The organism is Streptomyces sp. NPDC048291, from assembly GCF_043201715.1.
Classification (GTDB): domain Bacteria; phylum Actinomycetota; class Actinomycetes; order Streptomycetales; family Streptomycetaceae; genus Streptomyces.
The window spans coordinates 471,599-484,818 of the sequence record NZ_JBICZC010000004.1 but is presented as its reverse complement, the minus strand read 5'-3'; the positions used below and the strand labels follow the sequence as shown (position 1 = coordinate 484,818).

The following is a 13,220-nucleotide window of genomic DNA, read 5'->3' as shown; positions in this document are numbered from 1 at the left end:
CGTCACGGCACGGCACCCGCCCGGGTGCCGTGCGGCGACCTCCCCTGCCCGAAAGCGCGATGCACTTACGCAGAAGAGGACCCCCACATGTCCCTACCGCTCGCCGCCTCCGCCACCCCCACCGCCCCACCCCACACCGGAGGCCTGCTCCTCCTCCTCGACGGCACCGCCGGCCTCCTCACGGTCGCCGCCATCGGCATCGCCCTGCTCCTCTTCCTCATCATCAAGGCGAGGCTCCAGCCCTTCGTGGCCCTCCTCGCCGTCTCCATAGCCGTCGGCCTGCTCGCCGGGCTCTCGGTCACCGAACTCTTCGGCACCGTCCAGCGCTCGGACGCCGTCTCCACCGTCGAGTCCGGCATGGGCGGCATCCTCGGCCATGTCGCGATCATCATCGGGCTCGGCACGATGCTCGGCGCGATCCTCGAAGTCAGCGGCGGCGCGGAGGTCCTGGCGACCCGTCTGCTCAACCTCTTCGGGGAGAAGCGTGCCCCGCTCGCCATGGGCCTCACCGGCCTCGTCTTCGGCATCCCGGTCTTCTTCGACGTCGGCATCTTCGTCCTGGCGCCCCTCGTCTACGCGGCGGCCAAGCGCGGCGGCAAGTCGATCCTCCTCTACTGCCTCCCGCTCCTCGCCGGTCTCTCCATGACCCACGCCTTCCTGCCGCCGCACCCCGGCCCGGTGGCCGCCGCCGCGCTGCTGCACGTCCAGCTCGGCTGGGTCATCCTCATGGGCGTCGTCTGCGGCATCCCGGCGGTGCTGGCCGCGTGGGCGTACTCGGCGTGGATCGGCAGGCGGATCTTCGTCGCCGTACCGCAGGACATGGTCGAGGCGGCCGAGGAGGCCAGGCAGGCGGTGGTGGCGGAGCAGCGGGCCGCGGGAGTGGAACCCCAGGAGAAGCCTGTGCCGCTCGGCACGGTCCTGGCGATCATCGGCACGCCCCTCGTCCTCATCCTCGCCTCGACCTTCTCCTCCATCGCCCTGGACCCCTCCACCGGCCGCTCGGTGCTGGAGTTCTTCGGCACGCCGATGGTCGCCCTCACCATCGCCCTGGTCCTCGCCTACTACCTGCTCGGCATCCGGCGCGGCTGGTCCCGCAAGTCCCTGGAGACCGTGTCGACCGCGTCCCTCAAGCCGGTCGGCAACATCCTGCTGGTGGTCGGCGCGGGCGGGATCTTCGGCGCCGTGCTGAAGGCGAGCGGTGTCGCCCAGGCCCTCTCCGACACCTTCCACGGCGTCGGCCTGCCGGTGATCGTCCTGGCGTACCTGATCTCGGTGGTCCTGCGGGTCGCCCAGGGCTCCGCGACGGTGGCGATCGTGACGACGGCCGGCATCGTCGCCCCGCTCCTCACCGAGGGCGACCACTCCCAGGCCTTCGTCGCCCTCGTCATCATGGCCATCTCGGCCGGTTCCATCTTCGCCTCGCACGTCAACGACGGCGGGTTCTGGATGGTGGCCAAGTACTTCGGCATCACCGAGCGGGACACCCTGAAGACCTGGACCGTGCTGGAGACGGTGCTGTCGGTCGCGGGGTTCGCGGTGGCGGGCGTGCTCGGCGTCTTCGTGTAGGCGTCTGATAACGAAGTCGGGGCTGGCTGTGTCCGGCACAGGTTTTTGGACCATACTGCCCGCTGTGGAGCAGCGCATAGGAGCCAACAGCCAGCCCCTGGAAGGCGCCGGATTCGACCCGGCCTTCATCCCCGGGCTCACCTCACCCGCGTCCGGCGAGCCCGCGGACGCGAAGGCGGAGGACGCCCGGCCGGAGAAGGCCGAGGAGGTCGAAGAGGCAGCGGCGGCAGGGGAGGTGGAAGCGGCGGAGGCGGCGCCAGAGCCCGTGGCCGGTGCCGACGCCACGCCGGCCGAGGACGCCGCCGCCGACGCGGACAACGCGGACGACGCGGATGACGCCGACGCCGATGAGACCGCCGAGGGCCCCGCCTTCGAGGCCGCCGACCGGCGCGCCCGGATAGTGGCCGACCGCCAGGGCGTGCGCCTCAGCCTCGACGAGGAGAACTGCGAGTTCCGCTGGGACGAGATCGGCGCGATCGAGACCGAGGCGCCCCGCTTCGGCAGGCGCTTCACGATCACCGTCCACACGCCGGAACGCCGCTGGTACCCCATCGAGATCGAGGCGACGTCCCGCTCCCGCTTCAAGGAGTGGGAGGAGCAGCTGGACGCGGTCCTCGACGCGTACTTCGACGACGGCGAGGCGGAGAAGGCGGAAGCGGCGGACCTCCCCGTGGGAGAAGCCGCGGCAGAGGCCGACGACGCCGACGACAAGGCCGACAGCAAGGCCGAGGACAAGGTTCTCGGCAGCGACAAGTAGTCGCCGGACCGCTCCGGCCCTGGCTGCCCCACGGCCGGAGCGGTGCTCTCGCGGCTAGCCGCAGTACTGTGCTTCCTTCCCGATCGACCGGTACATACAGTCCGCGTTCTCCAGCAGCTGGAACACCGCGTCCCGGTTCCGGGAGGTCTCCCGTTCGATCACCTCGTCGGGCGGGTAGAAACCACCGCCGGAACTGGACGTCGGATACATCTCGAAGGTGTAGTCGAAGATCTTCTGGGTGCCCCACAGGTAGTCGTCGATCGAGCCGTCGGTGATGTACAGGTCGCTCGACTGCTCCGGCGTGTAGCCGTTGCTCGCCGCCATCTTCCGCCCGACCGCCTTGAACGCGGCGGCGTCGTCCGCGGTCATCCCGGTGGCGGTGTCGGCGGTCGTGTAGCCGAACGGCCACAGCACCAGCTCGCTGTACGTGTGGAAGTCGATCCCGGCCTTGATCTGCTGCTTGCCGCCGACGACCCGGCCGCGCACGAAGTCGGCGACCACCTTCACCTCGGGCGCCGACTCGGCGGCCGCACCCCGGTAGGTCTCCGAGGACGTCGATCCAGAAGAGCCCCCGCAGCAGCCCCACTTGTAGTTCCAGTTCCGGTTCAGGTCCGTACCGACGTACGACGAACCGGAGTTGGGCTGCCTGTTCTTGCGCCACGACCGGTACGACCCGGTGGCGATGTCGTACTCGCCGCCGTCCGGGTTGAGGTCCGGCACGATCCAGATCTCGCGGCTGTCGACGATGTTCGTGACCCTGGAGTCCGTGCCGTACCCGGCGCCGAGCTCACGCAGCAGGTACAGCGCCATCTCCACCGTGAGGTGCTCGCGCGCGTGCTGGTGGAAGGTGAGGAGGACCTCGGGTTCGTTCTCGTCCGTCGCCACGTTGTCGCTGACCTTGATGGCGACGATGTCCCGGCCCTGGTACGACTTGCCGATCACCTGCTTGCTCATGATGCCCGGGTAGGCCGCGAGCCGCTGGTCGATCTCGGCGTTCGTCTCCGCGTAGTTGTGGTACTTCGAGTCGGCGGTCGGGAAGTCGAACAGCCGCAGCTGATCGGCGGGGGCCGACCGGTCCGGGGCCGCGCCGAGGGGCGTGACCTCGTAGCCGAGCCGTTTCAGCGCGGCGATCTGCGCGGCCCGGCCGGAGACGACCACCGTCTCCTCGTCGGCCTCGTCCACGGTGACACCGGTCCGCTGGATGGCCGCGCGGGTCACGGGGGTGGTGCTCTGGTGGATCTCGTACTGCCGGACGTCGTCGGCCGAGGGGGCGGACGGCCGGGCGCTGTCGGCGGTCGCGTGGGTCGCGGTCGCCGACACGGGGGCCGCGAGGGCGAGGGCCAGCAGGGCGCCGAGGGCGGCGGTCCGTCTGCCGCCGCGGGCGCCGGAGGCGCGCGTGCGAAGTCGCATGAGGTCTCCTGGGGGAGAGGTGGGGGTGGTCCGGTGCGACGTACCTGTGCGTGGGCTGTGCGGGTGCCGCCCATCGTCCAAGTGATGGCATGAACAGGTCAAGATGGTAAAACCGGCCGCGCAGTGTACGCGTGTGCCCGACACCGCAAGCGGCCCTCGCCGAAGTGCACCCGCCCGCGTGATGCCCGTGTGCGTTCACCCGGTCCGCCGGGAGACGCTGGTCGGACGGCCGGGAGGAGGGCCGGCTGATCACGGGCGGACCGCCGCCCGGGTGACCGTCCGGCGCCGACGCACAGGAGACCCGATGAGTACCACCAGTACGGGCGCGCGCCCCGCCGCGGCCCAGGGGCGGTTCGACCACCGGATGGCCGTGTTCGGCTCGGACGACGGGTTCGTCGCCGCCGCCCTGCCCTTCCTCGCCGAGGGCCTCGCCGCGCCCGACGAGCCCCCGCCCGTCGCCATCGCCGGCCCCGGCCTGCTGGCAGCCCTGCGCGACGCGCTCGGCGCCGACGCCCGGGACGTCGGCTTCATCGACCACACCGACTGGTACACGGGTACGGCCGCCAACGCCGTGGCCCGGGGTGCCGGTTACCTCGCGGCGAACGCCGGGCCCGGCGGCCGGGTCCACCTCCTCATGGAGCCCGACTGGGCCGGGCGCGCGGGTCGTTCGGTGCGGGAGAGCACCGAGTGGATCCGCTACGAGTCCCTCGCCAACCTGCTCTTCGCGCCCTTCGCCACCACCGCCCTGTGCGCGTACGACACCCGTACGGCGGGCCCGGCCGTCGTCGACGCGGCCCGCCGGGCCCACCCGGGGACGGGGGTGTACGAGCAGCCGCCGGTCCTGGTGCGGGAGTTGGACGCCGTACCGCTGCCCCCGGCGCCGCAGTCCGCGGCGCGGCTGCCCGCGCCGGAGGCGGTCGGGGCCTGGGCCGCGGGGCGGGGGCTTCCGGCGGTGGACGCCGGGCTGTTCGGCCGGGCCGTCGGGGCGGCGGCCGCCGCGCACGGGCCGGTGATCGAGATCCTCGCCTGGGGCGAGGCCCCGGCCTGCGTCTGCGAACTGCGGCTGTGCCGGGCGGTGGCGGACCCGCTGGCCGGGTTCGTGCCGCCGCCCGGCGGCGAACCGGAGCCGGGGCAGGGACTGTGGTTCACGCGCCAGGTGTGCGCGTACGTCGACGTCCGGGACGGGGTCGCGGGGGACGGCGCGAGGATCCGCGTCCAGTACGCGTGAGCGGACGCCGTACCCGCGTGCCGCGCCGCGGGCGCGACGGCTGCCGTCGGCGGACGGCCGTGGCGCCCGGAGCGGTTCGGGTCCCGGCGGCCGGACCGGCCGCTGGGACCCTCCCGCCGGTTACGGCAGGGCGTGCACGTGGGCGCCCACCGAGGACGACCACGCGTTCCCGGCCGCGGCGTCCCAGTTCGTCGACCAGGTCATCGCGCCCCGCAGGCCGGGGTACGCCGTCGACGGCTTGAACGAACCGCAGTTGGTGAGCTTGGTCAGGCAGTCCAGGGCGTTGTTGACCACGGTCGGCGAGACGTAGCCGCTGCCCGCCGCGCTGGTCGACGCCGGCAGGCCGAGGCCCACCTGGGACGGCGACAGACCGCCCTGGAGCTGGATGCAGGCGAGCGCGGTGAGGAAGTCCACCGAGCCCTGGCTGTACACCTTGCCGTCGCAGCCCAGCATGGAACCGCTGTTGTAGTACTGCATGTTGACGACCGTGAGGATGTCCTTGACGTTCAGGGCCGTCTGGAAGTACCCGTTGGACGTCGACTGCATGTCGATCGTCTGCGGGGCCATGGTGATGATCAGCGACGAGCCCGCCTTCGACGACAGCGAGCGCAGCGCCTGGCTCATGTACGTGGCGTTGATGCCGTTCTCCAGGTCGATGTCGACGCCGTCGAAGCCGTACGTCTGCATCAGCGAATAGACGGAGTTGGCGAAGTTCGTCGCGGACGCCGAGTCGCTCACCGAGATCGTGCCGTTCTGGCCGCCGATCGAGATGATGACCTTCTTGCCGGCCGCCTGCTTGGCCTTGATGTCGGCCTTGAACTGGTCGACCGTGTACCCGCCGAGGCCGGCGGAGTCGAGGGTGAAGCTCACCGCGCCCGGGGTGCTGGTCGCGTCCGCGAAGGCGACGGCGATGATGTCGTACGAGGACGGCACGTCCGAGATCTTCTGCACGGTCGCGCCGTTGTTGAAGTTCTGCCAGTAGCCCGTCACCGCGTGCTTGGGCACGGAGCCGCCGCCACCGGTGCCGGTCGCGGTGGTCGTCGCCGTCACCGCCGACGACTTCGCCGACTCACCCGCCGAGTTGGTCGCACTGACCTGGAAGGAGTACGACGTCGAGGCCGCGAGCCCGGTGATCGTCGCCGAGGCGCCGGTGACCGCCGAGACCTTGGTGCCGTTCTGGTAGACGTTGTAGCCGGTCGCGCCGGACACCGCGCTCCAGGAGAGAGAGGCGGAGGAGGACGTCGTACCGGAGACCGCGAGGCCGGCCGGGGTCGCCGGGACGGTCGGGGCCGGGTCGGAGCCGCCTCCGCCGTCGGGGCCGTAGACCGAGAAGTCGTCGGCGTAGTAGGCGGGCTGGCCGTACCAGCCGTGCGTCCAGACCGTCACCGAGGTGGTCGAGGCGCCGGTGGTGAAGGTCGTCGACAGCTGGGTCCAGGTCGTGTTCGGGGTCCAGGTCGACACGTCCGTGGTGCCGGTGCCGGTGACGCCGAGGTAGGTGTAGGAGCCCTGCACCCACGCGCTCAGCGTGTAGGTCGAGTTGGCCTTCACCGCCACCGTCTGGCTGCACTGGGCGTAGTCCTGCCCGGCCGGGGTCGCCTTCAGCGCGGCGGCGCCGGAGTGCACGGGGGAGGAGACCGTCGTCCCGCTGGCCGCGGAACAGGTCCAGTTGGACAGGCCCGACTCGAAGCCGGGGTTCTTCGCGTTGTTGATGTCGGCGGCGGAGGCGGGCGCGGAGGCCAGGCCCGCCATCGCGAGTGCCGTGGCGAGGGTGGCCACGGCCGACCAGGTGCGGATGCGTCGCTGTCCGGCATGCCGGGACACGAGCCGGGGGATGAGTCTGGGCATGACAAACAAGGTGGTCCAGACCAATTCACGTGTCAATAGGTCCAGACCAAATTCAAAGGCCGGAGGAAGTCCCCGCGGGGCTGAACGGGCCCCGGTCATATGCTCAACCTGTCCCGATTTGGCGTCACTTGTGCGGTCACGGATCCCAGACAGCTACACAAACGCTGTTCTCCGGTCACAGGCGCGTGGTTACAGTGCTGAGGAAGTCACGCAATGAAGTCGTCCCGGCTCATTGGAGTAACACCGGTGGGCCGCCGGGTGTGAAGAGCGGGGAGCTGCGCGTGCCAACTGCCATTGCCGTGACCAGTGCCGACATGGCGCTGCCCATCCAGGACGAGCGGACCATGCCCGCGGTCGTCCTGAAGGACCTCGACCAGCGGCCCCTCGACCACGCCCTCGCCGAGTTCGTGGGTCTCATCGAGCAGTACGGACACGTGGTCGTCGTCTACTCGGACGCCGTACCGGAAGCCGTGGTCCGGCGCCTGCACACCCTGCGCTCCCTCCTGGAGAGCGACCGGATCGCGCTGTTCCGCCCCGACCTGCCGCCGCTCGGCATCGCCGTCCTGGCCCGGCAGCTGCGCCAGCTGGCCTCCTGCGACCTCAGCCCCGGCGTGCTCGCGTCGGCCGGCCGGCTGCTCACCCACTACATCCACTCCGGCGCCGTCCTCGGCTCCGTCGCCAAACTGGACCGCGTCCCGGTCGGCCTCAAGACGCACGCCAAGTCCTGGATGCCCGGCACCCAGTTCGGCGTCGTCGCCCACCCCGAGCCGCAACTGGTCCGCGTCGCCCCCGAGGCCGTGCTGAACGGCCCCGAGTTCAGCACCTGGATGCTGGTCGCCAGGGGGCAGCTTCAGTCCGACTGGATCGGCGGCCTCGCCAAGGCCTGGGGCGCGCACGGGCTGCGCGAGACCCCGCTGCCCGCCGAGTCACCCGTGTGGTGGGGCACCGGCCGGATGATCGAGTTCACCAGCTACCTCGCCGACCTGTCGGTCCTCTACCAACTCGTCACCTCGGTACGGCAGACCAGCTGCCACTGGTGCGGCATCGACGTCATCGGCGACCGCTGTGTCTTCTGCTCCGCCACCCCGCCCGACTACGACCCGCCGGCGCCCCGCGCGCTGGAACAGCGGACGCCCGCCTGACCCGTACCTCCCGCCATCGCCCGGTTCCCCCTGCTTCCCCCACTTTCCCCGCTTCCCCGATGAGGTCGCACGGTCCATGAACTCCCGTCAGCGCCGCGGCGTGATACTCCTGATCCTGTCGGTGCTCTGCGCGCTCGCCGCGTTCGCCGGCGTGCTCTCGGTCATCGACAACGCGAAGTCCGAGGTCGGCCCCAAGGTCACCGCGTACGAACTCCGGTCCGACGTCACGCCGTACACCACGCTGAGCGCGAGCCAGTTCCGGAAGATCTCGCTGCCCAAGCGGTGGCTGTCCGCCAACGCGGTCACCAGCCTCAGCCAGATCCAGGGCAAGATCGCGGTCACCACCCTCAAGAAGGGCTCGCTGCTCCAGACCGACATGATCGTCGACCAGCCCGAGCTGAAGCCGGGCGAGCAGGAGGTCGCCATCATGATCGACGCGGCCACCGGGGTGGCCGGCAAGATCACCCCGGGCTCGCGGGTCAACGTCTACGCCACCTTCGAGGGCAAGCAGCAGAGCGACCCCGACGAGTCGAAGATCATCGTGACCGACGCCCGGGTCCTGGACGTCGGCGCCCAGCTCAGCTACGTGGACCCGGACAACCGGAACCAGCAGCCCAGCGACGCCGTCCCCATCACCTTCGCGCTGTCCACGCTCGACGCCCAGCGCCTCACCTACGCGGAGTCCTTCGCCCAGCGGGTCCGGCTCGCCCTGGTCGCGCCCGGTACGACGACCACCGTGCCGGACAAGGACCGTACCTACGAACTCGCGACGGACAAGTGAGAGGCGCCCTCCATGCCCATCAGGATCCTCCCCGCCGTCGGTGACGCGGACGCCGTCCGCACCCTTGTCTCCCTGCTCAGCCAGCTCCCGGACGCCGAACCGCTGGCCCCCGTCGTGGACTCCACGCAACTCGTCGACACCCTGGCCCGGGCCGCCGCCGAGTCCGTCGACGAACTCCCCGAGGTCGTCGTCGTCCACGAACGCATCGGCCCCGTCCCGGCCCTCGAACTGATCCGCGAGGTGGCCCTGCGCTTCCCCGCCGTCGGCGTCGTCCTCGTCACCACCGACACCAGCCCCGGCCTGTTCGCCGCCGCCATGGACTCCGGCGCCCGCGGCCTGGTCGGCCTCCCGCTGAGCTACGAGGAACTGGCCGGCCGCGTGCAGGCCGTCGCCCAGTGGTCCACGGGCGTACGACGCCATCTCGGCCACGGCGCCGACGTCTTCGCCGGCGTCGGCGGCACCGTCGTCACCGTCAGCGGCGCTAAGGGCGGCACCGGCGCCACCCTCGTCGCGGTCCAGATCGCCCTCGCCGCGCAGGCCTCCGGCCACTCCACCGCCCTCGTCGACCTCGACCTCCAGACCGGGGACGTTGCCTCCTACCTGGACGTCCAGTTCCGCCGCTCGGTCGCCGACCTCGCCGCGGTCAACGACATCTCCCCACGCGTCATGGCCGAGGCCGTCTTCCGCCACGACTCCGGGCTCGCCCTGCTCCTCGCCCCGGCCGAGGGCGAACGCGGCGAGGAGGTCACCGACCGCGCCGCCCGCCAGATCCTCAGCGCCCTGCGCTCCCGCTACGAGGTGGTCATTGTCGACTGCGGCGCCCAGCTCGGCGGGGCGGGCGCGGCGGCCGTGGAGACCGCCGACCTCGCCCTCCTGGTCACCACGCCGGACGTGGTCGCCGTACGGGCGGCGAAGCGGACGGTACGGATGTGGGACCGGCTGCAGATCCGCAAGGCCGAGGAGACGACCGTGGTGGTCAACCGGTACACGCGCGGTACGGAGATCCAGCCGGCGCTGATCGCCCGCATCACCGGGACGGCCATGGCGGGCACCCCGATCCCCGCCAACTTCAAGGAACTCCAGGGCGCGGTCGACGCGGGCCGCATGCACGAGCTGGACGCACGGAGCACCGTGAAGCAGGCGCTGTGGGGGCTGGCCGGGGAGCTCGGACTGGTCAGGTCGGGGGAGACGGCACCGCCACGCCGGTCCGGGGCACGGGCCAGGGGCGGGGAACGGGCGGCGGTGGGCTTCCGGCGACGCAAGGAGCTGCCGTGAGAGGCCGGTGGCCGGGTGCGGGGGCGGTGGGCCGTCGGTCGGGTGCGGGCCGGTGGGGGTTGTTCGCACAGTTCCCCGCGCCCCTAAAAGCAGGGCGTCGCGGTGAGCGCCCCTTCAGGGGCGCGGGGAACTGCGCGGCCCGCCCCCACGCACCCGCGGGCGACCGCGGCCAGGTCAGCATCGAACTCCTCGGCATGACCCCGGTCATCATCCTCACCCTGGTGCTCATGTGGCAGGCCGTCCTCGTCGGCTACGCCTTCACCCTCGCGGGCAACGCCGCCGACGAGGGCGTACGCGCGGGCACCGCCGTCCCCCGGGGGGAACGCTTCGGCGTCTGTGAGCAGGCCGCCCTGGCGGACCTCTCCAGCTCCTGGCGGGAGGGAGCCACGGTGGACCGGTGCGGCGGCACCGGCACGGTCACCGCGGACGTCTCCCTGCGCGTCCCGGTCCTCTTCCCCGGCTCGATCGACTTCCCCGTCACCGTGCACGGCCACGCCGGCACCGTGGAGGAGGTGAAGAACTGAGATGCGCTCCCGCCCCCCGCACCCCCGTCTTCCCCGTCGGCAGCACCGCGACCGCGGCCAGGTCGCCGTCGAGTACCTCGGCTTCCTCCCGGTCCTCCTGATCGTCGGCCTGGCCGGCATCCAGCTCGGCGCCGTCGCCTACGCCGCCGAGCAGGCCGGTACCGCGGCGCGGGCGGGGGCCCGCGCCGCCTCGCTGCAGCAGGACGTCGGCGCCGCCTGCGCGTCCGCGGTCAGCAGCGGCATCCACGTGAGCTGCGCGACCTCCGGCGGCGGCGACTCGGTCACCGTCACCGCCACGGTCCACATCCCCAAGATCATGTGGAAGGACCTCGGCAACGCCACCAAGTCCGCCACGATGCCCGTCGACCACTGAACGAGGAGCACGGACCACCATGAGCCTGCGGGCACGCATCAACTCCCCCGAGGAGCAAGGCAGCCGGGGCGAGGACGGCCACCTGGTCTCCTCGTACCGGGCCAAGCTCCTGGAGGAGATCGACCTCGCCGAGATGAGCGCGCTGGCCGCCGCCGAGCGCCGGGCCCGGCTCGAACGCGTCCTCGGCCACATCATCAGCCGCGAGGGCCCGGTCCTGTCGACCGTCGAACGCTCCCAGCTGATCCGCCGCGTCGTCGACGAGGCCCTCGGCCTCGGCATCCTGGAACCGCTCCTCGAAGACCCGTCGATCACGGAAATCATGGTGAACGGCCCCGACGCGATCTTCGTCGAACGCGGCGGCCGCGTCGAGCAGTTGCCGCTCCGCTTCGTCTCGGCGGACCAGCTGATGCAGACCATCGAACGCATCGTCTCCACCGTCAACCGCCGCGTCGACGAGTCGAACCCGATGGTCGACGCCCGCCTCCCCTCAGGGGAGCGCGTCAACGTCATCATCCCGCCGCTCTCGCTGACCGGCCCCACCCTCACCATCCGCCGCTTCCCGCGCTCCTTCACCCTCCAGGAGCTGATCGGCTTCGGCTCGCTCGACGAGCCCATGGTGTTCCTGCTGGCGGGCCTGGTGCAGGCGAAGTTCAACATCATCGTCTCCGGCGCCACCGGCACCGGCAAGACCACCCTCCTCAACGCCCTGTCCGGCCTGATCCCCGCCCACGAACGCATCATCACCATCGAGGACTCCGCCGAACTCCAGCTCCAGCAGTCGCACGTGGTCCGCCTGGAGTCCCGCCCGTCGAACGTCGAGGGCAAGGGCCAGGTCACCATCCGCGACCTGGTCCGCAACTCCCTGCGGATGCGCCCCGACCGGATCGTGGTCGGTGAGGTCCGCGGCGGCGAGTCCCTCGACATGCTGCAGGCCATGTCCACCGGCCACGACGGCTCCCTCGCCACCGTCCACGCCAACAGCGCGGAGGACGCGCTGACCCGGCTCCAGACCCTGGCCTCCATGTCGGACGTCGAGGTCCCCTTCGTCGCCCTGCACGACCAGATCAACAGCGCGGTCGAGGTGATCGTCCAGCTGACCCGGTTCGCGGACGGCGCCCGCCGGATCACCGAGATCGCGATGCTCGACAGCCACGGCAGCGAGCCGTACCGGCTGGCGACCGTGGCCCGCTTCGACGCCCAGCCCATGACCCACGACGGGCGGGTCCACGGCGTCTTCCGCTACCACCCGCTCCCGCGCCGCACCGCCGACCGCCTCTACATGGCGGGCCAGCCGATCCCGCAGGCCTTCGGCGTGGCCCAGCACTTCGACCAGCTCACCACCCGAGAAGCCCGGTAGGCGGCCCATGTCCCTCCACGACCTCGTCACCCTCACCACCGGCATCACCCTGCTGGCCTGCCTCCTGGCCGTACTGGGCCTGCACGCCTACGCCTCCGGCCGGGCCCAGCGCGCCGCCCTGGTGGACCGCCTCTCCTACTCAGGACAGGCCCCGCTCTCCGGCCGCCGGCGCCGGTTCCGCAACCTGGACCGCCGGCTGCGCGGCACGTCGGTCGGCCGCCGCCTGGAACTCCGGCTGGCGGCCACGGGCCTGGACGTGACGCCCGGCGAGTTCTTCGTCTACATGCTCGCCGCCGTCGCCTCCCTCTGGCTCATCGGCCAGGCCGCCCTCGCCCCCTTCTTCGGTCCGGTCGCCGGCCTCCTCGGCGTCTTCGCCGCCGTCCAGTTCCTCAACTGGCAGCGGCAGAAACGCATCGAGCGGTTCATCGGCCAACTCCCCGAACTGGCCCGCATCCTGGCCAACGCCACCCATGCCGGCCTCGCCCTGCGCACCGCGATCGGCATGGCGGCGGAGGAGCTCGAGGCCCCGGCCGGCGAGGAACTCGCCAAGGTCGCCGACCAGTTGGCCGTCGGCCACTCCATGGACGACGCGCTCGGCGAGCTCGCCGAGCGGCTCCCGTCGCGCGAACTGGTCGTCCTCGTCACCACGCTCGTCCTCTCCAACCGGGCCGGCGGCCAGGTCGTCTCCGCCCTGCGCAACCTCACCGAGACCCTGGAGGAGCGCAAGGAGACCCGGCGGGAGATCCGCACCCAGCTCTCCCAGGTGACGATGACGTCGTACGCCGTCCCGGTCCTCGGTGTCGGCGCCCTGTTCCTGATGAACGGGGTCAAGGACGGCACCCTCGCCCGCATGACGGGCACCGGGCTCGGCCAGGCGGCCGTGGTCATCGCCTTCGGGCTGTACGTCATCGGGTTCGTCCTCATCCGCCGCCTCAGCCGCATCGACGTATAGGCAATCGACG

12 protein-coding genes are annotated in these 13,220 nt (G+C 71.5%); 10 read left to right on the top strand and 2 right to left on the bottom strand.

The window, feature by feature from the left end; all coding sequences use genetic code 11:
• Window positions 1–87 precede the first annotated feature (87 nt).
• The gene (locus ACGF5O_RS13050) at window positions 88–1,566 is read left to right on the top strand and encodes a GntP family permease (protein WP_393809946.1); all 1,479 of its coding nucleotides are present in this window, start codon (window positions 88–90) and stop codon (window positions 1,564–1,566) included.
• A 64-nt stretch (window positions 1,567–1,630) separates the two neighbouring features.
• Complete coding sequence (locus ACGF5O_RS13045) at window positions 1,631–2,323, top strand: hypothetical protein (RefSeq protein ID WP_393809945.1); 693 nt, start codon at window positions 1,631–1,633, stop codon at window positions 2,321–2,323.
• 54 nt (window positions 2,324–2,377) lie between these two features.
• Here ACGF5O_RS13045 and ACGF5O_RS13040 read toward each other — a convergent pair whose 3' ends face one another.
• Window positions 2,378–3,733: a M14 family metallopeptidase gene (locus tag ACGF5O_RS13040; protein WP_393809944.1), complete on the bottom strand. Its 1,356-nt coding sequence runs from the start codon at window positions 3,731–3,733 to the stop codon at window positions 2,378–2,380.
• A gap of 304 nt (window positions 3,734–4,037) precedes the next feature.
• Here ACGF5O_RS13040 and ACGF5O_RS13035 point away from each other — a divergent pair, with 304 nt between their 5' ends.
• Window positions 4,038–4,961 carry an MEDS domain-containing protein gene (locus ACGF5O_RS13035; RefSeq protein ID WP_393809943.1) on the top strand — a complete coding sequence of 308 codons (924 nt, stop codon included), beginning with the start codon at window positions 4,038–4,040 and terminating at the stop codon, window positions 4,959–4,961.
• 120 nt (window positions 4,962–5,081) lie between these two features.
• Here the strand turns inward: ACGF5O_RS13035 and ACGF5O_RS13030 are convergent, their stop codons facing one another.
• A complete protein-coding gene (locus ACGF5O_RS13030) occupies window positions 5,082–6,806 on the bottom strand; it encodes a chitinase (protein ID WP_393809942.1) in 1,725 nt (574 codons plus the stop codon).
• Between the two features lie 314 nt (window positions 6,807–7,120).
• On the opposite strand from ACGF5O_RS13030, the gene ACGF5O_RS13025 reads away from it, so the two are divergent.
• The 7 genes from ACGF5O_RS13025 to ACGF5O_RS12995 all read left to right on the top strand — a co-directional run bounded on the left by ACGF5O_RS13025 (window position 7,121) and on the right by ACGF5O_RS12995 (window position 13,210).
• The gene (locus ACGF5O_RS13025; protein ID WP_393810132.1) at window positions 7,121–7,948 is read left to right on the top strand and encodes a hypothetical protein; all 828 of its coding nucleotides are present in this window, start codon (window positions 7,121–7,123) and stop codon (window positions 7,946–7,948) included.
• Between the two features lie 76 nt (window positions 7,949–8,024).
• Window positions 8,025–8,729 (top strand): Flp pilus assembly protein CpaB, encoded by a 705-nt coding sequence (gene cpaB, locus ACGF5O_RS13020; protein WP_393809941.1) that lies wholly within the window; start codon window positions 8,025–8,027, stop codon window positions 8,727–8,729.
• Between the two features lie 12 nt (window positions 8,730–8,741).
• A complete protein-coding gene (locus ACGF5O_RS13015) occupies window positions 8,742–10,004 on the top strand; it encodes a CpaE family protein (protein WP_393809940.1) in 1,263 nt (420 codons plus the stop codon).
• Window positions 10,005–10,198: 194 nt separating this feature from the next.
• A complete protein-coding gene (locus tag ACGF5O_RS13010; RefSeq protein ID WP_393809939.1) occupies window positions 10,199–10,528 on the top strand; it encodes a pilus assembly protein in 330 nt (109 codons plus the stop codon).
• A gap of 1 nt (window position 10,529) precedes the next feature.
• Window positions 10,530–10,901, top strand: coding sequence for a TadE/TadG family type IV pilus assembly protein (locus tag ACGF5O_RS13005; protein ID WP_393809938.1), 372 nt, complete (start codon window positions 10,530–10,532; stop codon window positions 10,899–10,901).
• 19 nt (window positions 10,902–10,920) lie between these two features.
• Entirely contained in the window at window positions 10,921–12,258 is a 1,338-nt protein-coding gene (locus ACGF5O_RS13000) for a CpaF family protein (RefSeq protein ID WP_393809937.1), read from the top strand.
• A gap of 7 nt (window positions 12,259–12,265) precedes the next feature.
• On the top strand, window positions 12,266–13,210 hold the full coding sequence (locus ACGF5O_RS12995) for a type II secretion system F family protein (protein ID WP_393809936.1): 945 nt from the start codon (window positions 12,266–12,268) through the stop codon (window positions 13,208–13,210).
• The last annotated feature ends 10 nt before the right edge of the window (window positions 13,211–13,220 follow it).